20 protein-coding genes and 1 pseudogene are annotated in these 20,949 nt (G+C 44.7%); 18 read left to right on the top strand and 3 right to left on the bottom strand.

The annotated features are described in order from the left end of the window. Positions 1 to 68 precede the first annotated feature (68 nt). Positions 69 to 557: a GAF domain-containing protein gene (locus tag N6H06_RS17745; protein ID WP_212954055.1), complete on the bottom strand. Its 489-nt coding sequence runs from the start codon at positions 555 to 557 to the stop codon at positions 69 to 71. Between the two features lie 310 nt (positions 558 to 867). On the opposite strand from N6H06_RS17745, the pseudogene N6H06_RS17740 reads away from it, so the two are divergent. Continuing rightward, positions 868 to 1,975, top strand: a pseudogene (locus N6H06_RS17740) (RNA-guided endonuclease TnpB family protein). 146 nt (positions 1,976 to 2,121) lie between these two features. Beyond that, the gene (gene refZ, locus N6H06_RS17735; RefSeq protein ID WP_062749768.1) at positions 2,122 to 2,757 is read left to right on the top strand and encodes a forespore capture DNA-binding protein RefZ; all 636 of its coding nucleotides are present in this window, start codon (positions 2,122 to 2,124) and stop codon (positions 2,755 to 2,757) included. A 4-nt stretch (positions 2,758 to 2,761) separates the two neighbouring features. On the opposite strand, the gene hisJ is transcribed toward refZ, so the two are convergent. Beyond that, entirely contained in the window at positions 2,762 to 3,538 is a 777-nt protein-coding gene (gene hisJ / locus N6H06_RS17730) for a histidinol-phosphatase HisJ (RefSeq protein ID WP_263707607.1), read from the bottom strand. A 218-nt stretch (positions 3,539 to 3,756) separates the two neighbouring features. Between hisJ and ezrA the strand changes: the two genes are divergently transcribed. The 8 genes from ezrA (at position 3,757) to ytfJ (ending at position 11,551) form a co-directional block, all read left to right on the top strand. Then, entirely contained in the window at positions 3,757 to 5,454 is a 1,698-nt protein-coding gene (gene ezrA, locus N6H06_RS17725) for a septation ring formation regulator EzrA (protein WP_212954053.1), read from the top strand. Between the two features lie 324 nt (positions 5,455 to 5,778). Next, positions 5,779 to 6,918: a cysteine desulfurase family protein gene (locus tag N6H06_RS17720; RefSeq protein WP_263707606.1), complete on the top strand. Its 1,140-nt coding sequence runs from the start codon at positions 5,779 to 5,781 to the stop codon at positions 6,916 to 6,918. After that, positions 6,915 to 8,117 carry a tRNA uracil 4-sulfurtransferase ThiI gene (gene thiI, locus N6H06_RS17715; RefSeq protein WP_062749765.1) on the top strand — a complete coding sequence of 401 codons (1,203 nt, stop codon included), beginning with the start codon at positions 6,915 to 6,917 and terminating at the stop codon, positions 8,115 to 8,117. Before N6H06_RS17720 ends, thiI begins: the two co-directional genes overlap by 4 nt. A gap of 122 nt (positions 8,118 to 8,239) precedes the next feature. Next, positions 8,240 to 8,440 carry an alpha/beta-type small acid-soluble spore protein gene (locus N6H06_RS17710; RefSeq protein WP_011247591.1) on the top strand — a complete coding sequence of 67 codons (201 nt, stop codon included), beginning with the start codon at positions 8,240 to 8,242 and terminating at the stop codon, positions 8,438 to 8,440. Positions 8,441 to 8,754: 314 nt separating this feature from the next. Beyond that, positions 8,755 to 9,741, top strand: coding sequence for a signal peptide peptidase SppA (gene sppA, locus N6H06_RS17705; protein WP_062749764.1), 987 nt, complete (start codon positions 8,755 to 8,757; stop codon positions 9,739 to 9,741). Between the two features lie 13 nt (positions 9,742 to 9,754). After that, a complete protein-coding gene (locus N6H06_RS17700; protein ID WP_062749763.1) occupies positions 9,755 to 10,306 on the top strand; it encodes an RDD family protein in 552 nt (183 codons plus the stop codon). Between the two features lie 124 nt (positions 10,307 to 10,430). Then, on the top strand, positions 10,431 to 11,111 hold the full coding sequence (locus tag N6H06_RS17695; RefSeq protein WP_212954050.1) for a DUF2953 domain-containing protein: 681 nt from the start codon (positions 10,431 to 10,433) through the stop codon (positions 11,109 to 11,111). A gap of 17 nt (positions 11,112 to 11,128) precedes the next feature. Then, positions 11,129 to 11,551, top strand: a complete 423-nt coding sequence (gene ytfJ, locus N6H06_RS17690) for a GerW family sporulation protein (RefSeq protein ID WP_062749761.1) — start codon at positions 11,129 to 11,131, stop codon at positions 11,549 to 11,551. Positions 11,552 to 11,613: 62 nt separating this feature from the next. Here the strand turns inward: ytfJ and N6H06_RS17685 are convergent, their stop codons facing one another. Next, positions 11,614 to 12,810 (bottom strand): MFS transporter, encoded by a 1,197-nt coding sequence (locus tag N6H06_RS17685; RefSeq protein WP_263707605.1) that lies wholly within the window; start codon positions 12,808 to 12,810, stop codon positions 11,614 to 11,616. A gap of 198 nt (positions 12,811 to 13,008) precedes the next feature. On the opposite strand from N6H06_RS17685, the gene tpx reads away from it, so the two are divergent. From tpx to N6H06_RS17645, 8 genes are all read left to right on the top strand, one after another. Next, the gene (tpx, locus tag N6H06_RS17680; RefSeq protein WP_062749759.1) at positions 13,009 to 13,503 is read left to right on the top strand and encodes a thiol peroxidase; all 495 of its coding nucleotides are present in this window, start codon (positions 13,009 to 13,011) and stop codon (positions 13,501 to 13,503) included. A 112-nt stretch (positions 13,504 to 13,615) separates the two neighbouring features. Continuing rightward, on the top strand, positions 13,616 to 14,602 hold the full coding sequence (locus tag N6H06_RS17675) for a class I SAM-dependent methyltransferase (RefSeq protein ID WP_062749758.1): 987 nt from the start codon (positions 13,616 to 13,618) through the stop codon (positions 14,600 to 14,602). A gap of 158 nt (positions 14,603 to 14,760) precedes the next feature. Beyond that, positions 14,761 to 15,948 carry an acetate kinase gene (locus tag N6H06_RS17670; RefSeq protein WP_062749757.1) on the top strand — a complete coding sequence of 396 codons (1,188 nt, stop codon included), beginning with the start codon at positions 14,761 to 14,763 and terminating at the stop codon, positions 15,946 to 15,948. Between the two features lie 126 nt (positions 15,949 to 16,074). Beyond that, on the top strand, positions 16,075 to 17,010 hold the full coding sequence (locus tag N6H06_RS17665) for a 3'-5' exoribonuclease YhaM family protein (RefSeq protein WP_062749756.1): 936 nt from the start codon (positions 16,075 to 16,077) through the stop codon (positions 17,008 to 17,010). After that, entirely contained in the window at positions 17,007 to 17,798 is a 792-nt protein-coding gene (locus N6H06_RS17660; RefSeq protein WP_263707604.1) for an EcsC family protein, read from the top strand. The genes N6H06_RS17665 and N6H06_RS17660 overlap by 4 nt, the downstream gene beginning before the upstream one ends. A gap of 199 nt (positions 17,799 to 17,997) precedes the next feature. Then, the gene (locus tag N6H06_RS17655) at positions 17,998 to 19,209 is read left to right on the top strand and encodes an argininosuccinate synthase (RefSeq protein ID WP_062749754.1); all 1,212 of its coding nucleotides are present in this window, start codon (positions 17,998 to 18,000) and stop codon (positions 19,207 to 19,209) included. After that, on the top strand, positions 19,206 to 20,594 hold the full coding sequence (argH, locus tag N6H06_RS17650; RefSeq protein ID WP_263707603.1) for an argininosuccinate lyase: 1,389 nt from the start codon (positions 19,206 to 19,208) through the stop codon (positions 20,592 to 20,594). Before N6H06_RS17655 ends, argH begins: the two co-directional genes overlap by 4 nt. A gap of 161 nt (positions 20,595 to 20,755) precedes the next feature. After that, a complete protein-coding gene (locus tag N6H06_RS17645) occupies positions 20,756 to 20,878 on the top strand; it encodes a hypothetical protein (RefSeq protein ID WP_263707602.1) in 123 nt (40 codons plus the stop codon). Positions 20,879 to 20,949 lie beyond the last annotated feature (71 nt).

Below are 20,949 nucleotides of genomic sequence, written 5' to 3'. Positions count from 1 at the left end.
TGGTCAAAAGTTCGTTTGTCTTGGCTGTCACTCACACCGATCTATCATAGCGGAAAAGCGCCTACTTGTCAATGTTTGATTAAAAAAGGTTCCACTCGCTTCAATAAGCGTTCGAGCGCCTCCGCTTCTTTTTCGTGGAAACGGCCTTTACTCGGGCTGTCAATATCAAGGACTGCTATCACTTTATCTTTGTGGCGGATTGGAATAACGAGTTCGGCGTTTGAAGCGGCGTCGCAGGCGATATGCCCAGGGAATGCATGGACATCATCAATGCGCATCGTTTTGTTTTCGGCCACAGCCGTCCCGCAGACGCCTTTGCCAATCGCAATCCGTGTACAGGCGGGCAGTCCTTGGAAAGGGCCGAGCACAAGTTCGTTTTCTTTAAGAAAATAAAAGCCGACCCAGTTAATGTCATCTAAAAACTGGCCCAACAATGCACATAAATTGGCGTAATTGGCTAGCGCATCCGGCTCATCTTCAAGTAAGGCAACGGCTTGCTGTTCCAAAAGGCGATAGGCTGCTTCTTGGTCAGTAGGATAATCAAGTTTGCTAAACATCGAGTCATGCTCCTTCCATTTGTCAAAAACCGCAGCGATTCAACAAAAGCATGCGGGATTTGTCAAAAAGTTTTTGCGTAAAAGCCGCTTAATCAGACAGGAAGCGGATAATAAAAAAACGAATACTGTATATAAGATAACACGATTTGCGGCTGCTTGCTTTAACATATTTCCGAAAGAAGTCTCCCTCTTTAAGCGTGTAGGGCGTAGCCCAACGGTAAGGGGAGATGACTATCGGCTGGGCAATAGTCGAAAAGCCTTTTCTATGGTATGATAAGAACGTACATTCGATGAAGTGAGGTGATATGATATGGCCAAACGAAATAAAGCGTATACGTTCAGATTGTATCCAACAGATGATCAGTCTTTGCTTATACGTAAAACCTTCGGATGTGTTCGCTTTGTTTATAACAAGATGTTAGCGGAACGAAAAGAGACGTATGCGTTACGGAAAGAAGATAAAGATGCTTTAAAAAAGGGGAAGCCCCCTACTCCTGCCAAGTACAAAAAAGAGTATGAGTGGTTGAAAGAAGTAGACTCATTGGCGTTAGCGAACGCACAACTAAATTTAGATAAAGCTTACAAAGCCTTCTTCAAGGGGAAGGCCAAGTTCCCAACATTCAAAAGCAAACGACATAAGCAAAGCTACACAACGAATGTTGTCAATGGGAATATTCAGTTGTTAGATGGTCATATCAAATGACCTAAAGTAAAAAGGGTCAAAATCAGACAACATCGAGAAATCCCTTCAGAACACAAACTCAAATCGTGCACGATTTCGATGACTTCATCCGGGAAATATGATATTTCGATTCTTACAGAGTATGAGAAGGAGATTGAGAGTAAGGAAATGAAAAAAGTGGTTGGATTAGATTTTGCGATGAACGGGTTATTTGTCGATAGCGAAGGGAAGAAAGCCAATTACCCTAAGTCGACAAATGCTGGATCGATTAGCAAAAGAACAACGCAAACTATCCCCTAAGAAAAAAGGTTCTTCGAATTGGCACAAACAACGGATTCGAGTAGCCAACATTCATGAAAAAATCGCTAATCAACGGAAGTACTTTCTTCACCATCAATCAAAGGAATTAGCAGCTAATTTTGATGCGGTTGTGATTGAAAATTTAGATATGAAAGGGATGTCACAAGCACTGAAGTTTGGTAAAAGTGTCGCTGATAATGGATGGGGAATGTTCACTTCTTTCTTACAGTACAAACGAAACGAACAAGGGAAACAACTGATCAAAATCGATAAATGGTTTCCATCCACAAAGATGTGTTCGCAATGTGGTTCCATACAAGAAATGGCATTATCCGAACGTACGTATCAATGTGTTTGCGGACTAAGTCTTGATCGAGATTACAATTCAGCAATTAATATTAAAAAAGAAGGTATTCGCTTATTAGCCACTGCCTAATGAAAGACAACTCTTGGAACAAGAGGGTTAGCTTGGTCCATTTCGTCAGCTACCAAAAGGGGCGATTACCCAAGAAGCCCCCACTTCAAGCGACCTGCAAGGGTGATAAGTGGTGGGTAGTTCACAACCAACTTGGAGGGATACGAATGAGCGAACAGACGAAAACGACGATTAAAGATGCGGCTATTTCCTTGTTCTACGCAAAAGGCTTCCACGGTACATCCGTTCGCGACATTGCCAGAAAAGCTGGTGTGAATCCCGCGCTGATCTCGTATTATTTTGGCGGAAAGCAGGCTTTGTTTGAATCGTTATTAATCGATTTTTTTGAAGGGTATGTAAAAACGATGGAAACAGCCGCACGGGAACCAAACGGCGATCCCATCGATTCTTTAGTAGGGCTGTTTAAAAAAGTGCTCCTTTACCAACAATCGTGTCATTGGCTAGCGCGCATGGCACACCGAGAAATGACGCTAGACTCGACCCTTGTACGGGAAGTGATGAGCACTTATTTGCGGAAAGAGCAACATTTGCTGGAACAAGCAGTCGCCCGGTGCTTACGCAGGCAAGGGGAGCCGTTAGCTGCCGATTTAATCGTTGTCCAGCTCCGCAATATGATGACATTGCCTTTTTCTTCCCCACAATACTTGCGGGAACTCTTTTTGCTTACTCCGGCGGATGAGCAGTTTATCGAGCGGTATGGACGGCATGCTGATGAGTGGATTCGCTCTCTGCTTGGCTCATTGGAGCAGAGGAAAACAATGGTGGTTCGCCTGACATCGTAAAGGCTTAGAACAGGCGGAGACCTGCTGCAGAATGGGCGTCTGAACCATAAACAAGGGGGATGCCCATCGTTTTTGCTTGCAGCGCAATTTCTTTTGGTGGATAGGACTCGCCGCAATAAGGTTTGGTTAGACCCGCATAGTTATAATCAAGCTGAAGCCTGTTTTCAAGGATGGCGGCAAGGATGGCGCCAATTTCTTGCCCAAACGATTGCTCGGCCTGATAGAGCTTTTGGAATTTTTTGCACAGCGTCACGTGGCCGATCCGCTTTGGTTTATAGGGGCCGAGGTCGGCATTAATAGAGGCTAAAACCGTGTCGTAATAACGGGCATACAGGGCATTGGTGCTGCCAAGATCCGCTGCGATTGCCGCAAATTCTTCTGGGCTGTAATCGATGCAACGGTAACGGTTGCCCACTTTCAAAAAGTGGACAGATAGAATGCTGTCGTCAAGGAAAGGTCCAACCTCGTTTAACAGCGCTTTTGTTTCTGTTTCGTAGCCGGATATATAATCAACCTCTAAACCAATGAGGACGTCCAATGCGTGGGCGTACTCTTTTTTTATTGCTTCCGTTGCCTGCAAATAGGCATTTAGGTCAGAAGCTGCCATGGCGCTGTCTTGGTTCGGTGTAGGGTCGCTAAAACCAACGGGAAGTGGGGCGTGTTCTGCAAATGTAATCGTCTTTAGCCCAATCGAAATCGCTTGTTCACAGTAAGATGCCAGCGTATCCGCTGAGCCATGGGGACAAAAGGGCGTGTGGATATGCCCGTCGCGGATAATCATGGAAACAGCTCCTTTATAAATAAGATCGCGTTTGAAGATATTTGTCGAACGGCAGTGTCGGGAATCTGCACACAAATTGTCGCATTCATGGTATTATATTACGTATCAGAATAGGGATAAAGCAATGTTTTTATAACACAACGACAACGTTTACGATTAGCTTGGATAAACCGATTAAAAAAGAGGCAAAAGAAAAGCGCAGTAGAGGGGAGTTCCATGTGGATATTTTTGTAACAGTCATCATCATATTGCTCGTCCTTTTTACAGGAGGGACGGCAGCTGGGATTTTTCTCAGACGGCATATACATAAAGCAGTGGACGAGCTCGATGCCCGGAAAATCAACTTATTGAATCGTGACATTCCAGATGAAATTGCCAAAGTAAAGAAGCTCCGCATGTCAGGAGAAACGGAACAGAAATTTGAAATGTGGCGCAAAGACTGGGATGAGATTGTCGAATCGATTTTGCCTAGCATTGAGAACCAATTAATTGAAATCGAAGAATGGGCCGCAAAATACCGATTTAAAAAAGCAAAAGATGCGGTTGGCTGGGTAGAAAATCGAATTGCGACAGTCGAACAGCAGTTGGATACGATGGTGGAAGAAATCGATCACTTGGTTTCCGCTGAAGCGAAAAACCGCCAAGAAATTAGCGAAGTCCGTAGCAAATATCAAGAGCTGTCAAATGAGCTGTTAACAAAAAGGGGATCCTTTGGCGAGGCCGTTAGAGTCCTTGATGAAGCAATGGCCGATATAAAGCAGACGCTTGCGTCCTACGATGAAGCGACTGAAAATGGAAGCTATCTACAGGCGCGAAAGCAGCTTTTAACAATGAAGGATCGTTTGCACGACTTAAGGGAAAAAATGGATGAAATTCCACAGTTGCTCATCCAAGTGAAATCAACAGTTCCAGCTGATGTACGCAACTTGGAGATGGGCATCGCCCAAATGGAGGAAAGCGGCTTCCATTTAAAAACATTTGCCTTTGATGTGCGCCTCACACAATTTAAAAAAGACATTGAAAAGGCGTACGAACAGCTTCTCAACCTTCACGTCAAAGAAGCAAGCGACTTGTTGCAAACGATCAACGACGAGAAGGAGCAAATGTACGAAACGCTTGAGGCAGAAGTGGCTTTCAAAAATAAGCTAATGGAGAAAATTCCAACACTAAAGGAACAAGTGCAGGCAGCAACAGAACAATTGCAAACGTTGTTGCGTGAAACGACTCATGTGCAAAAAAGCTATTTAATCGCTGAAGAAGAAACGCATTTGCAAAATGCGTTGCAAAAAGACCTCGCCAACTTGCGGAACCACTTGCATGTGATTGTCGATGTAACGGAAAACCAAAAACAAACGTACTCTTCCATTTACGAAATGGCTGATAAGTGGTCAGAAGAGATGGACACGTTTAAAGCCAATGTTGATAAAAGCATTGAACGGCTCCGTCGTCTCCGAAAAGACGAGTTAAAAGCGCAAGAGACCGTTTCTCGACTTCGTAGTGTTATGTACGAAACGAAACGAACGTTGAAAAAAAGCAACTTGCCAGGGGTGCCAGTAAAACAGCTAGAAGCACTTGACTTTGCGGAAACGAAAGTAAAGCAAGCTTCCGATGCGCTAAATGAAATCCCCCTTGAAATGGAACGAGTTGAGCAATTGGTGCATGAGGCGATTGAGCAAGTTGAAAAAGGTTCAGACGCAATAGAAGAAATGGTTGAAAAAGCTAGGCTCGCCGAGCTGGCTATCCAGTTTAGCAATCGTTATCGAAACCGCGGTGAAGAGGTACGGCAAGCACTTGACCAAGCAGAAGATGCGTTTCGCAGCTTTCACTACGAGGAAGCGCTTGAGCGTGTCCAACATGCTGTTGAGCCATATGAACCAAACTTGTTGGAAAAAGTGGAAAGGCATATAAGTGCATAGTGCCTTTTCCTTGCAAGACGGACGGGGAATGAAGGCACTCGTTTTAAATGGCGGAACACCCTTGTTTTTATCGTTTGCCAGATGAGGGAAGATGCGAATCGAACATCGGGTTTATGAGCATGGTTTCTGTACGCACAAAACGACTATGACCCCAACAAACGACGATGTATGCGAACGTTTGTCTACAGTTTGAACGCAGTTTCATTTGTGAAACTGCGTTTTTGGCATGTGAGTTGCGATGCAGATTCTTGAAAGATATGCTTGCAATAGCGAACGAGGCTTGCTAAGTTAAAAGCCTGGAAGAGAGGAAAGGAGTTACACCTGATGATTTATTTGGACAATAGCGCAACCACTCGGCCCCATCCCGACGTGCTTGCTTTATATACGAAGATGGCTGGAGATTATTTTGGCAATGCTTCGTCGTTGCATACACTTGGCATGGAAGCAGAGCAAGTACTTGATCATGCCCGCAAACGTTTTGCTGCTTATCTTAACTGCATGCCGAATCAGCTGATTTTTACCTCAGGGGGGACAGAAGCAAATGCGGTGGCTATTCAAGGAACAGCGAAAAAGCATGCGAACGGCCACCTAATTACAACCACTGTTGAACATGCATCTATTTATGAGAATGCTCGCGCTCTCGAAGCGCAAGGGTTTGAAGTGACGTATGTGCAAGCGGATGAGAATGGACGTGTTACTAGCAAAGCGATTAAATCTGCCATTCGTCCAAATACCGTTTTGGTTACGCTTGGCCATGTTCAAGGCGAACTAGGGACTATACAACCGATCGCTGAAATTGGCGCTTTGCTTCAACGCTACCCACAAATCAAATTTCATGTCGATGCCGTGCAAAGTTTGGCAAAAGTGCCGTTTTCACTCAAAGATGCAAACATTGATATGCTGTCTTTGTCCGCCCATAAAATCCATGGCTTGAAAGGGACAGGTCTATTATTTGTCAACAACCCTGCTACTCTGGAAAGCCTACTTTACGGAGGCGGACAAGAACAACGCTTGCGTCCTGGCACAGAAAATACAGCAGGTATCGCTGCGTTTGCCAAGGCGCTTGTGTTAATGGAAAGCCAGGAACAGGAACAGCAACAACGGCTGCTTGCATTAAATGAAATGTTGCGCGCCAAGCTGGAACAAATAGAGGGGCTAGTCGTTAACACGCCTACATCGGGCTATGCACCTCATATACTTAATGTATCCATTCCAGGCATTAAGGCAGAAGTGCTTGTGCAGGCACTCGGTCAACGTCAAATTTACGTTTCGACACAGTCAGCCTGCTCGACGAAAACGGGCAAGCCAAGCCGTATCCTTTTAGGTGCAATGAAGCCGAGAACAGTGGCTGAGAGCGCCATTCGCATTAGCTTCTCGTTTTCGACAACAATTGAAGAAGTGGAAGCGTGTGGCGAAGCCTTAAAACAGATCATTCCAGAGCTTCAGGAGGTTGTAGGGAAATGAAAATGGACCATATTCTTGTTCGTTATGGCGAGTTGGCCTTAAAAGGAAAAAACAGAGGCCATTTTGAAAAACTGCTGCTCGCCAATATTCGCCATGTGTTAAAACCTTTTTCGAAGGTACAGGCGAAGCGGACGTTTGGGCGTATTGTCGTAGAACTAAACGACACCGACCATGAGCCAGTTGCTGCTGCACTAGCCAATGTATTCGGCATTCAATCATACAGCCTTGCCTTAAGAGTGGATAATGAGTTGGAAGCCATGCAAAAAGGGGCACTCTTTATGCTTACTCAACATCCAGATGCCAAAACGTTTAAAGTCTCTGCTAGGCGGGCATACAAACTTTTTCCAATTGATTCCCAGTCCCTTAACCACAAAATAGGCTCGTACGTGCTAAAGGCATTCACTGGCGAGTTAGCTGTTGATGTTCATCATCCTGATGTCAACCTTGTAGTCGATGTGCGTGAGTCAGGAACGTATATAACGGCTGGTGTGTATGCAGGAGCAAAAGGGCTGCCGGTAGGAAGCAGTGGAAAAGTTCTTCATTTGCTATCAGGTGGAATCGATTCTCCGGTTGCCGCCCATATGCTAATGGGCAGAGGAGCAGAAGTAGAAATGCTTCATTTTCACAGTCCTCCCTATACAAATGAACGGGCCAAACAAAAAGTGATTGATTTGACAAGGGAGTTGGCGAAATTTGGTCGTACGATCACCATTCATTTTGTACCTTTCACTGATATTCAAACGCATATCCATAAAGAAGTGCCGTCAAGTTATGAAATGACGATCATGAGACGGATGATGTTGCGAATTGCCGATAGGCTTGCCAGAGAACGAGGCATCTTAGCGATTTCAAATGGTGAAAGTTTAGGCCAAGTCGCCTCGCAAACACTTGCCAGCATGAATACGATCAATGAAATGACCAATTTACCTGTATTGCGGCCACTTTTAGCAATGGATAAAGAGACGACAATCGCTTATGCAAAACGGATTGGCACATATGAAACATCGATTCTCCCTTACGAAGACTGCTGTACGATCTTTTTGCCGACCGATTCTAAAACGAAGCCAAAACGCGATCGTTCTGCTCATTTTGAACAATACGTGCAAGTGGAGGAAAAATGCAAAGAAGCGATTGCGGGAATTGAATCCCTTGAAATAACAGGAACGCAAACATCGCCCACATTGGATCAGTTATTTTAAATGTAAAAACCCCTTCTATGCGAAGTGTGTAGGTAGGGGAGGTTCATATATTTACCAGTTATCAAGCATGTATGTTCTTCCCTCTTTCGAGCAATCTAGAAGTACCGGAGGAGGTGAGACATATGGCTAACTCAAACTCAAATAACTTGGTAGTACCTGGCGTACAACAAGCACTTGATCAAATGAAATACGAAATCGCTTCTGAATTTGGCGTAAACCTTGGGGCTGACACGACTTCTCGTGCAAACGGTTCTGTAGGTGGCGAAATCACGAAACGTTTGGTTGCTCAAGCTGAACAACAATTAGGCGGATTTCAAAGATAAGTTCATACAAAATGGCTAGGAGCAGGGACATCCCTGCTCCGTTTCTGTGTTTTTCAACGATATGGGAAGATGATATACTAGAAAGAGGCAGAAAGGGGCTTTTGTGGCAACGGCATTTTGTATACGATTGAAGTGGAAGCAATTAAATGACTCTAGGCTGCTTGGCAAACGGAGAAACAACGGTACATAAAGATGTATAAAAATGGGCAAGGGTGAGCTGCCAACATTTGTGGGGGAAAGCGGGTATGTCCTAGAGCATTTAGTTTTACGATCAGCAGTTGGCTGATAAAGAAAAATCGTAAAGGAGCGAGAGGATGAAAGCAAGAAGGTGGATTGCATTAGGAATTGGGGCTTTTATTTTGCTGTTTTCAGTCATTACATCGCTATCATTAGCGATGAATACATATTCCCAAGCCAATTGGCTAGCAGGAGCTTATGACGAAAGCGTAGTGGTACAGGAAGGAGACTCTTCTGGTTCAATTGCTCTTTTAGAAGTAAACGGGGCAATCATCAATACAACAGGCGATTCCCTGTTTTCTGCTGAAGGTTACAATCATTCAAATTTTATGGATTTATTTTACCAAACGATGAGTTCCCCAAATGTGGAAGGCATTATTATTGCGGTTGACTCCCCTGGTGGCGGCGTATTGGAAAGTGCGGAAATTCATGATGCAGTGATTGAAGCACAAGAAAATTATGGAAAGCCCGTTTACATTTCAATGGGTTCGATGGCGGCTTCCGGTGGGTATTACTTGGCCGCTCCTGCTGAGCAAATTTTTGCTTATCCGCAAACCTTAACGGGGTCCATTGGCGTCATTATGAGTTCATTAAACATCAGCGAATTGCTTGATAAAATCGGGGTCGAGGAAACGGTTTACAAAAGCGGTCCATACAAAGACATAATGAGTGGCACTCGGCCGCCTACTGAAGAAGAAGATGAGATTTTGCAATCGATTGTCGATGAATACTACGATGAATTTGTCAAAGTCATTGCCAATGGGCGGGGAATGGATGAAGAGCGTGTTCGTGAATTAGGGGACGGCAGAATTTATACAGGCAAGCAAGCGCTCGAAGCAGGCTTAATCGATGAACTTGGGTCGATCAATGATGTTATTGCCGCAATGCAGCGTGATTTGGGCAGTAACTATCAAGTCATTGCAATTGAACCGAAACAAGGATTAACAAGTATGTTTGGCCTTGCTGCTGAAAAAATATTTGGCAAAGCGGAGCAAAAACAAGGTCTTATGGAACTGACAGATTACAACCAACCTAGAGCGATGTATTTGTATGACTATGAATAAGGGAGCTGAACAAATGGAAAGGCGATTACCCTCTGCCGGATTCAAACGCTATTTACGAAGACAGCCACCGGTGATTGCCTCTTCAACAATCGAGGCGGCCAATCAAGAAAAAGGGGCAAACGCGATTCGCTATGCTGGGTTTTGGATGCGATTATGGGCGTTTTTATTTGATTTATTGATCGTTTCAGCTATAAACGCTGCGCTAGTTCAATCGTGGCTGCCGTTTTTTCAAACAAGCGACCATTTCTTTGGTTTTGCGGTTACAACGGTTTTTACGCCAGCCATTCTTTACGCACTGTTGTTTTTCGCTTATTTTGCAGGAATGACGAAAGCTTTTTCGCAAACGCTTGGAAAAATGGTGTTTGGTTTAAAAGTGGTTGCTGCAGACGGCTCGCCGCTTACATGGCGAACATTGTTCTTTCGAGAAGGCGTAGGCCGCTTTATCCAGCAAGCACCCTTACCACTTCGTTTCCCGTTGCTTGCTTATATTGTTGTTGCATGCACGCCTAAAAAACAAGGCATCCATGATTTGTTTGCCGAGACATATGTCATCCATTGTGATTAGCAAGAAAAATGGTGAAAACGGAGCCTGTCGTCAAAAATTGACGACAGGCTTTTTCCATTAGATAACGACACTTTGTTTATTTTTTCGGCAATTGCGTATAGTAAAGGGAAAGGAGGGCAAAGGCGTGCAAAGCTGGGTATGGTGGTTAATAGCGTCCACAGCTGGTCTGCTGCTACTAGGCATATGCCTGTTGATGGCAACAATCCGCATCAGGTGTACTTACAAACATCGGCAAAAGGAAGATTTGCTGCAATTGGATGTCCGCATGTTAGGATTTACTCTTTATAAATTGGAAGCGCCTTTAATTGAATGGAACGAAAACGAAGGCACGGTGTCGATCAGGGAAAAAAATAAAAGCCCTGTAAAAGAAAACAAACAAAAAAAGAAATGGTCGAGCGAAACAATCAAGCGCTTTATTAAGAAAAGCAAAGAGTGGATTGCACACTTTCCCAGCTATAAGCGGATCGCCGCTCGTTTTTTTAAAGGCTTGACTGTTGAAGAGTTCAAATGGTCCACCGAAATTGGCACAGGAGAAGCCGCCAGCGCTGCCAAAGTGGCGGGTATTGTATGGGGGCTAAAGTCGTTTTTTTGCGGATGGGCTTCCCACAAAGTGAAGTGGCGTGCAGCGCAACAATTGGACGTTGTTCCTCATTTCCAATCTGAAACGTTCGCCCTTTCGTTTTCATGCATAGTCTCCTTTCGCGTGGGACACGCTATACGTACAGGTCTTGCGCTTGTTTTCAATTACAAGAAGAACTCTTCACAAAAGATGCCGCCTGTACAAGGTGCTGTAGCTGGTGATTGAGTGAAAGGAGTGAAGTCATGTCAGAACATCCAATTCAGGGCTTGATGAAGACAGCGATGGAAAACATCAAGGCTATGGCTGACGTCAATACCATTGTCGGTGACCCTGTCGAAACACCCGATGGCAGTGTCATTATGCCGATTTCAAAGGTAGGTTTTGGGTTTGCTGCAGGGGGAAGCGAATTTCACATCGAGCAAGCACACGATGAAATTGGCCATCCGTTTGGCGGTGGAAGCGGCGGTGGTGTGTCGATTACGCCAATTGCGTTTTTAGTCGTAAATAGCAAAGGTGTCAATATGGTCCATTTAGATAGTTCGACTCACCTTTATGAACGACTGCTCGATTTGGCGCCGCAAGCGTTTGAAAAAGTTCAACACATGCTAAAGCAGAACCAGCATGGTGACAAAACTAGCTATCATTATGACGATCCCCTTGCATAATTGGTCCAACAAGCCTAATCCAGTTGAGATTCTTTTCTCAACTGGATTTTTTTGGCATTTCATTACGACGCTTCCAACTCAGCATCGGCCATGCATTTTACACCTAAATGTTTTAATTTGCGATGATGCAACACGCGATATGCCACGATGGCTAGGATGACAATCAAGGCAGAGGTGATATACATAAACGAATAAGTAGAGCCTGCGACGATGAGGCCAAGCACGTAAGAGCCGAGGCCGATGCCGAGGTCATAAAAGATATAAAACGTGCTTGTCGCTTGCACTGCTTGTTTTGGGGGAACAGATTGAACGGCAAGCGTTTGGAAGCTTGGCAGCACAGAGCCGAAACCGGCGCCCATTAGGACAGCGGCAAATAAAAAAATCGATAAGCTGCCTGCTTGCGAAAGGGTAAAAAGGCCAATTGCAAACAAAATAAGTGTTGGATAAACAACCACATTTTCACCAAAGCGGTCAAAAATCCTGCCCGTAATCATACGGGAACCTAGGAGGACAAGGGCATAAACAAGAAAAAAAGCACTTGCCGCTGATTCCATGCCGAGGCTGACAGCGTACAACGTAATAAAACTTAATATACCGCCATAAGCAAAGGACGCCAGTGATGAGCAAAAGCTGACAGGCACCGCTTTAAGGGCAATAAACCGATCTACAGAAAGGGGTTCAGGCGCTTTTTTTACTGGCTTATACACGATAAACATTGCAAGCAATAGCCCTGTAACGGATAAAAACACGGTCGTTACAAAAAGCGCTGTGTAGGAGAAGTGTTGGACTACTTGCAGTCCAACGACAGGGCCGATGACCATAGCCAGGCTCATAAACATGCTATAGTACCCGACTGCTTCTCCTTGCCGCGTTTTAGGAGCAATCATGATCGCTAGCGCACCTGCTGCTGTTGTCGCTACTCCAAAGCCCAAACCTTGTAAAAAACGCAAAAAAAGAAGCCATCCGAATGAAAATGACCAAATGTGCAAAATGGCGGTGATCACCACGACGAGAAAGGAAACGAGCAACATGTTCTTCTCTCCGAAACGATCAAGCAACAGCCCAGCAAAAAGGCGGGCAATGACCGAGGCAGCGATGAACACTCCAACGATAATGCCGACTTGTTGTTCTGACGCGTGAAGCACATCCATCGCAAATAACGGCAATGTAGGAATGAATAAGTTAAAAATCGAAAATAAAGTAAATGCGCTAAAGCATAAATGCAAAAACGTAGGCGACCAAAGCCGCTGCTTAGCCATGGAGTCACATCCTTTAATTGTTTGACACACGAAATAATTATATACGTTTATAGTGTAGAGCGAATGGCAGAGACAGTCAATGGGAAAGGCATCCCTTTTTGTTCCAATCCATGCGCCACGATTAAACATCGCAGTTGCCTAACAGTGGAATAGCCTGTACAATTTATAAAGAACCAATTCGATGGGGGGAAGGAAAGCATGCAAATTACATTCAAACAAAAACCAGTCACATTAGCTGGAACACAAGTTCAAGTAGGGGAAAAAGCGCCGAATTTTACGGTTCTGGCCAACGATTTATCTGAAGTAACGCTCGCAGATTCAAAAGGGAAAGTCCGCTTGATCAGCGTTGTGCCATCCCTTGACACAGGTGTATGCGACCAGCAGACGAGGCGTTTTAATGAAGAGGCAGCAAAATTGGATAATACGGCGGTTCTTACGATTAGTGTCGATTTGCCGTTTGCCCAAAAACGTTGGTGCGCTTCTGCTGGCATTGATAATGTCCAAACGCTTTCCGACCACCGCGACTTGTCCTTTGGCGAAGCATACGGTGTAGTGATTAAAGAATTACGCTTGTTGGCCCGCTCTGTTTTTGTCGTTGATGCGAATGACGAGATTGTTTATGTAGAGTACGTGAACGAGGTTACTGAGCACCCAAATTATGAAGCTGCGTTGGAAGCCGCTAAAAAGGCCTAATGAGCGAAACGAAATAATCAGTCTGCGTCCACTGCTGTGACAGTGGACTTTTTCTTTGTGCTTTTGTACAATACAGGACAGACATGTTGGACGGAAAAAAGAAGGTGTGAAAATGGAATCGACTCAAGTGGTACGTCTGTTTGATTATTTGGATCAAAGCGCTGACATTTTACTTAACCAGATCGAGGGAACGTATTTAGATGCTTTGGCTGCAGCAGGCGACAATTTATTTGAACAACAGATTTTGCAAGAAGTTAGTGACGAAACCGAGGCAAAGCTCGAAAAAAAGCTAAACGAAGTGAAAAACGAAAAATGGGAACGGGAAGATATGCGCAAAGCATTTCAGCTTGCTATCATAAAAGGAATGAAAGGGACCGTGCAGGCAAACCATATGTTGACGCCTGACGCGGTAAGTTTGTTTATCGGCTATCTTGTCCAAAAATTAATAGACCCTAAAAAAGAGCGCTTTAAGCTGCTTGACATCGCTGTCGGTTCAGGAAATTTGTTGTTTTCGGTTTGCAACCATGTAAAAAATGAGCCGGAGGCAATTGGATTTGAAGCGGATGAAACATTGCTGAAAGTCGCATTCGCAAGTGCCAATTTGCAACAACGTGAAGTCGCTTTATACCACCAAGACAGCGTGCAAGTTACATTGCCTCACGCAGACATCGTGGCGAGCGATTTGCCTGTCGGTTATTATCCAAAAGATGATGTCGCAAAAGGGTTTGAGTTGAAAGCAGAAGAAGGGCATAGTTATATCCATCATTTAATGATCGAACAAGCCATTCGCTCCCTCCATCCTGGCGGGTGTGCAGTCTTGCTCATTCCTAATTTTTTGTTCTCAAGCGATCAAGCAGAAGGATTGAATGCTTACTTGAAAAAGGAAGCGATTGTGTTAGGGCTTCTCCAGCTTCCAAGTTCGATGTTTTCAAGCAATCAACACGGCAAAAGTATTTTGTTGTTACAAAAAAAGGCGGACAATGTCAAAACGCCTCAACAAGCATTGCTCGCTGAGCTGCCGTCTTTTTCAAACGCTGAAGCGATGCACGATATGATGAAACAAATCAATAAATGGTTCTCTGAACAGTTAGGGCGCTAAATGAGCAGCGCTCTTTTTTTTATTGAAATTGCCGCTCTTTTTAATTAATTCAAATGTATGCGCTTTTTTGTCGAACCGTGCTTGAAATCAAGGCTGGTGAATGCTTAAATGGTATAGGAACGATGCGTGTTAGACAGAAAAAAGGAGTCGAAAGAACCATGGCTAAAATTATTGCAATTAATGCAGGAAGTTCATCTCTCAAATTTCAACTGTTGGCAATGCCTGAAGAGACAGTCATTGCGAAAGGGCTGGTTGAGCGGATTGGCTTAAAAAACGGTATTTTTACAATCGAAGCAAACGGCCAACAGCATGAATTGACTGAAGATATTCCTGACCATGCAGCGGCAGTAAAGCTTTTGCTCAAGGACCTGACTGGCCGCGGCATTATTGCGTCCTTAGAAGAAATTGAAGGCATCGGTCACCGTGTTGTTCATGGCGGCGAAAAATTTAATGATTCTGTTGTTATTACAGATGAAGTCCTTCAAGGCATTGAGGAAGTATCAGAATTGGCTCCCCTCCATAACCCAGCCAACATTACAGGTATTAAAGCCTTTAAAGAAGTCCTTCCAAATGTACCTGCTGTAGCAGTGTTCGATACGGCTTTCCACCAAACGATGCCAGAGAGCGCATTTTTATATAGTTTGCCATATGAATACTATGAGAAATACGGCATTCGTAAATACGGATTCCACGGCACTTCCCATAAATATGTAACACATCGTGCAGCCGAATTAATGGAGACGCCAATCGAAGAATTGCGTATTCTTTCTTGTCATTTAGGTAACGGTGCAAGCATTGCTGCGGTTAAAGGCGGCAAGTCGATTGATACATCGATGGGCTTCACGCCATTGGCAGGTGTGACAATGGGAACACGTTCAGGAAACATTGATCCTGCACTCATTCCTTACATTATGGAAAAGACTGGTCAATCTGTCGAAGAGGTCGTGGCTACGCTTAATAAAAGAAGTGGCTTGTTAGGTATAACGGGCTTTTCAAGTGATTTGCGTGATATTGAAGCAGCTGCAAAAGACGGAGACGAACGAGCACAAGTGGCTCTTGATGTGTTTGCGTCTCGCATTCATAAGTATGTCGGTTCATATGCGGCACGGATGGGCGGACTCGATGCGATTGTCTTTACTGCTGGTATTGGCGAAAACAGCGTCACTATCCGGGAACGTGTTCTAAAAGGGCTCAGCTTTATGGGTGTTAATGTCGATTTGGAAAAAAATAATGTCCGCGGCAAAGAAGCGTTTATTGAAAAAGCGGGCTCTCCAGTCAAAATCATTGTCATCCCAACCAATGAAGAAGTCATGATTGCGCGTGACACGGTTCGGTTAACATCATAGATACAGCTTGCCTTGCCCCCTTGGTTTAACCGAAGGGGGCGGGCTATTTTTTTATCATGCTTAACATAGAAGAAGCTTTGCCTTTCCGGAAAGAAGTAGATAAGATAGAAGCGGAGGTGTCTTGCAATGACAGTCAATGGCTTTTATTTGATTCGGGACCGTGAAATTAAGCAGGCAGCTAACGGCTCGCTCTACGCCAATTTCACATTGCTTAAACAACATACGATTCTGTCTGCGAGGCTATGGGATATAACAGATGACCAACAAGATAAATTTGTACCAAAAGCAATTGTAAAAATCGAAGGGAAACTGGAAACCTTTCGATCTAAACAACAAGTAACGATCCAAAAGATTCGCTTAGCTACTGAAGAAGACGGGATCAACCGCACCGAATTGGTGTCGAAAAAAGGGATTTCCAGGGAGGATTTGTGGCACGAGCTGCGCATGATCATGGAAGAAATCCAGTCCCCTGTCCTTCAACTTGTCATAAAAAGGCTTTATGGCGATCGATCCATTCGCGAGCGCTTTACAACAATCCCTGCTGCTAAAAAATTACATCATGCTTATTATGCGGGCTTGCTTGAGCAGACGGTGGAGTTGGCCGCTGCTTGTTTGCAACTTCTGCCTTTGTACGCGGACTTGGACAAAGACGTGGCCCTTGCCACTTGTTTGCTTGGCGACATTGGCAAAGTAAAAGCATTGGAAGATCCGTTTGCACCTGAATACACCCACTCTGGCGAGTTAATCGGCCATTTGGCTTTAAGTTCAGAAATGATCAGCCAAGCGGCTAATGAACAGGGGTTGGACGTAAACGACCGGAAATTACTGGCGGTTAAACACGCGATATTGGCCCAATATGGCGAAACGGAGTCAGGGTTGTCAAGCACCGTCCAAGCAAAAACAAAGGAGGCGCTTTTTTATTACTATATCAAGCGGATGAATACAGAATTACGGGCATTGCAGCAAGCGGAAGGCGGAGAACAAGACTTTGCCTATCTCGATTTGTTTAAACGAAAGATGGCTGTCGGAAAGGCTTTTAATCAGGAGGAGGAAGCTGAGTGAAGACGGGGATTGCCTTTATGACCGACCGAGTACGCAAGTATGAAAAACAGTTATACGAACAAGCGCAAAGCCCAATCACAACGCCTGTCCCTTTGCAAAAGGCAGGCATGCGCACATTAGCTCAGATAGAACCGTTTGTTCTCCAATTGCATCCATTTATCACAAAAGATGAATGGTTTAAACAACGTGCAAAGGAAGCGTTCACGCCACTTCCTGTTGATGCAAGTGAACAAGAAATCATCATCCATGAACAAAAGCTAAACCGCGAGGAAGCCAAAATACGGCTTCTGTCTGCAGGCAAAGGAGCCTATTTAGTGAAAGGCAAAAGAATGGCATTTACTTTGCCAGCGCAGCTGTATGTGTGTGGACGCGCGATTGCTCTAATCGGCCACGCCTATGGCTATAAAGGAGACACAGCACTTGAGGCACTGTATGCGATTCGTCTACTCCACTTGTCCTTTTTGCCGCGCTATGCGCGCCTCGCTGAATGGGAACTCCTGCAAAAAGAGCTTGTCGAACATGAAAAAGGCCAGCCATTTTACCAATCAAGGGAAGGTTTATTTAATGATGAATTGCTCGTGTCTTTGGCTTTGCGATCGATGAAATGGGGGCTGATTCGTTCAGTAAGCAATAAACAGGTTGCTGGCAAATGCTTGGCGACATCTGCGGTCGGCGCTTATAGTTTTTATAAGCAAACACAGGCAGCGCTCGCTGCTGCACGTGCTTTTTACCAAAAACGGTGGCTAAATTCAAGGGAGCGCATATACTATACAAAAACCAGGCAATGACTCAATCAGGCCTGGTTATTTAATATAGAATATTTGGCGAAACCCCTTGTCAAAAGAAAGGAAGCCTGTTAAAGTTATGTATATTCATTAATAGAGGCTGATTTTCTTGCAAATCGGGAAGAGGTTCCCGACTGTTTTTTGAACATTTATGTATAAAAATAACAAAAAGAGAATGATTATTCATAGCGGAGGGATTCACATGGCAAACGAAAAAGTAGTGTTGGCTTACTCTGGGGGATTGGATACGTCTGTTGCCGTCAAATGGCTTACCGATAAAGGGTATGATGTCATCGCTGTCGGCCTCGATGTTGGCGAAGGAAAAGATTTGGAGTTTATAAAACAAAAAGCCCTTCAAGTTGGTGCGATTCAATCTTACACAATTGACGCGAAAAAAGAGTATGCTGAATCATTTGTGTTGCCAGCGTTGCAAGCACATGCCCTTTATGAGCAAAAATACCCCCTTGTTTCGGCGTTATCACGACCGCTCATTTCCAAAAAGCTCGTAGAGATTGCTGAACAGACGGGGGCAACAGCGGTAGCCCATGGCTGCACAGGAAAAGGCAACGATCAAGTGCGTTTTGAAGTCTCCATTCAAGCGCTAAACCCAAACTTGAAAGTATTGGCCCCTGTACGGGAATGGGCATGGTCACGTGACGAAGAAATCGAGTATGCAAAAGCCCACAATATCCCGATTCCGATTGATCTTGACAACCCGTATTCGGTTGATCAGAACTTGTGGGGACGGAGCAATGAGTGTGGCATTCTTGAAGATCCTTGGGCCACTCCGCCGGAAGGGGCGTATGCGCTGACAGCGCCGCTTGAAAAAACGCCTGATACACCAGACATTATTGAATTGACCTTTGAACAAGGGGTGCCAGTTGCGATTGATGGGAAGGCTTACCCTCTTGATCAGTTGATTTTGACGCTAAATGAGATCGCTGGCAAACATGGCGTTGGGCGGATTGACCATGTTGAAAACCGCCTTGTTGGCATCAAATCTCGTGAGGTCTATGAATGCCCAGGAGCGATGACGCTGATCAAAGCCCACAAAGAGTTGGAAGATTTGACGCTACCGAAAGAATTGGCCCATTTTAAACCGGTTATCGAAAAGAAACTGACTGAACTCATTTATGAGGGGCTTTGGTTTTCAAGTTTGCAACCAGCACTTCTTGCTTTCTTAAAAGAATCTCAAACGCATGTAACCGGGGTTGTCCGCGTCAAACTCTTTAAAGGCCATGCGATCATCGAAGGGCGCAAATCTGCTTACTCTTTGTACAATGAAAAACTGGCTACGTACACGCCAGATGATGAATTTGACCATTCAGCAGCAGTCGGGTTTATTTCCCTGTGGGGATTGCCTACAAAAGTGCACAGCATGGTGACAAAGGAGAAAAAGGAGGTCACGCTGTGAGCAAGCTGTGGGGTGGAAGGTTTACAAAAACAGCAGAACAATGGGTCGATGAATTTGGCGCATCGATCGGTTTTGACCAACAGCTTGTTGACGAAGACATTACAGGAAGCATTGCCCATGTCACTATGCTAGCCAAACAGCACATTCTTTCTGAGGAAGAAGCGGCCCAGATCAAAAATGGGCTAAAGACGCTGCAAAAAAAAGCAGCAGCAGGGGAGCTTGTCTTTTCTGCTGCTCAAGAGGATATCCATTTAAACTTAGAAAAGCTGCTCATTGATGAGATTGGCCCTGTTGGCGGTAAACTGCATACAGGAAGAAGTCGGAACGACCAAGTTGCGACCGATATGCACCTCTATTTGCGGACGCAAACCGAAGAAATCATGGAAGCAATCCGCACATTGCAGGCAGCACTGGTCAAGCAGGCGGAAGGGCATGTCGAAACGCTGATTCCTGGCTATACCCATTTACAGCGGGCACAGCCGGTTTCGTTTGCACACCATTTGCTAGCCTACTTTTGGATGCTGGAACGTGATTACGGCCGATTGCAAGACAGTTTAAAACGGGTGAACATTTCTCCATTAGGGGCTGGCGCTTTGGCGGGGACGACATTTCCGATCGACCGTGCTTACACTGCGGAACTCCTTCATTTTGAGGGCATTTACGAAAATAGCCTTGATGCCGTCAGCGACCGCGATTTTATTGTTGAATTTCTTGCTGCTTCGGCAACGCTAATGATGCATTTGTCACGGTTATGTGAAGAATTGATTCTGTGGTCTGCACAGGAATTTCAATTTATTGAAATGGACGATGCCTTTGCGACTGGATCAAGCATTATGCCACAAAAGAAAAACCCAGATATGGCTGAACTGATCCGTGGCAAAACCGGACGCGTGTACGGCAGTCTGTTCAGCTTGCTGACAACGTTGAAAGGTTTGCCGCTAGCTTATAACAAAGATATGCAAGAAGACAAAGAAGGCATGTTTGACACTGTAAAAACAGTCAAAGGCAGCTTGCGGATTTTTGCAGGAATGATTGAAACAATGACTGTAAACACGAATGCGATGGCAAAAGCCGTCACAAGTGACTTTTCGAATGCGACTGAGTTGGCAGACTATTTGGCCACAAAAGGAATGCCTTTTAGAGACGCCCATGAAGTAGTGGGCAAACTCGTGCTCACAGCAATTGAAAAGGGTGTTTATTTGCTCGATTTGCCTATCGAGGTTTACAAAGAGGCGAGCAGCTTGTTTGCCGATGATATCTATGAAGTTCTCCAGCCTGAAACGGTTGTTGGCCGCCGGAACAGTGCAGGGGGCACCGGTTTTGAACAAGTTAAGCTCGCGCTTGGAAAAGCAAACGATCTTTTGTCTCAGTCTATAAAAGGCTAGTATTTGCAGGCTAAAGTCATCTAAGTAAGCCCCGTAGCCGAGTAAAAGATGTAAGAGGGAGCATTTGTGCTTCCTCTTTTTCGTTTTTATTTTTGTAAATAGGGGTTAGAAAGTAAATACAAGAGGCAAACTAAGGAGCAATAAAAAGGAGGAGTGGGACAGTGGAAAAAAAGCAAGAAACCAATGGTGAACACATTCAGTCAGGCGAGCAGCTTGTCAATGAACAAATTATGGATTCCTATTACCAAGGGACAGCAGAGGACGAAAAGCGTCGCAGCAAATGACGTCCTTATCTCGATAGGATGACAAGAACGCAAAACAAAACCCAGCGCTAAATAATCAGCCTGGGTTTTGT

This window comes from Shouchella tritolerans (assembly GCF_025770735.1).
Taxonomy (GTDB): Bacteria; Bacillota; Bacilli; order Bacillales; family Bacillaceae_D; genus Shouchella; species Shouchella tritolerans.
Note: the sequence above shows the minus strand (reverse complement) of the source record. Positions and strands in the feature narration are given on the sequence as shown.

Excerpts from the sequence above, each read along its gene's own strand:
- ytfJ (WP_062749761.1), top strand. The coding sequence starts at position 11,129 with ATGTCAGAACATCCAATTCAGGGCTTGATGAAGACAGCGATGGAAAAC.
- N6H06_RS17745 (WP_212954055.1), bottom strand. The coding sequence starts at position 557 with ATGTTTAGCAAACTTGATTATCCTACTGACCAAGAAGCAGCCTATCGC.
- N6H06_RS17700 (WP_062749763.1), top strand. The coding sequence starts at position 9,755 with ATGGAAAGGCGATTACCCTCTGCCGGATTCAAACGCTATTTACGAAGA.
- sppA (WP_062749764.1), top strand. The coding sequence starts at position 8,755 with ATGAAAGCAAGAAGGTGGATTGCATTAGGAATTGGGGCTTTTATTTTG.
- refZ (WP_062749768.1), top strand. The coding sequence starts at position 2,122 with ATGAGCGAACAGACGAAAACGACGATTAAAGATGCGGCTATTTCCTTG.
- N6H06_RS17675 (WP_062749758.1), top strand. The coding sequence starts at position 13,616 with ATGGAATCGACTCAAGTGGTACGTCTGTTTGATTATTTGGATCAAAGC.
- thiI (WP_062749765.1), top strand. The coding sequence starts at position 6,915 with ATGAAAATGGACCATATTCTTGTTCGTTATGGCGAGTTGGCCTTAAAA.
- hisJ (WP_263707607.1), bottom strand. The coding sequence starts at position 3,538 with ATGATTATCCGCGACGGGCATATCCACACGCCCTTTTGTCCCCATGGC.
- N6H06_RS17685 (WP_263707605.1), bottom strand. The coding sequence starts at position 12,810 with ATGGCTAAGCAGCGGCTTTGGTCGCCTACGTTTTTGCATTTATGCTTT.
- N6H06_RS17655 (WP_062749754.1), top strand. The coding sequence starts at position 17,998 with ATGGCAAACGAAAAAGTAGTGTTGGCTTACTCTGGGGGATTGGATACG.
- N6H06_RS17665 (WP_062749756.1), top strand. The coding sequence starts at position 16,075 with ATGACAGTCAATGGCTTTTATTTGATTCGGGACCGTGAAATTAAGCAG.
- N6H06_RS17670 (WP_062749757.1), top strand. The coding sequence starts at position 14,761 with ATGGCTAAAATTATTGCAATTAATGCAGGAAGTTCATCTCTCAAATTT.
- tpx (WP_062749759.1), top strand. The coding sequence starts at position 13,009 with ATGCAAATTACATTCAAACAAAAACCAGTCACATTAGCTGGAACACAA.
- N6H06_RS17720 (WP_263707606.1), top strand. The coding sequence starts at position 5,779 with ATGATTTATTTGGACAATAGCGCAACCACTCGGCCCCATCCCGACGTG.
- N6H06_RS17710 (WP_011247591.1), top strand. The coding sequence starts at position 8,240 with ATGGCTAACTCAAACTCAAATAACTTGGTAGTACCTGGCGTACAACAA.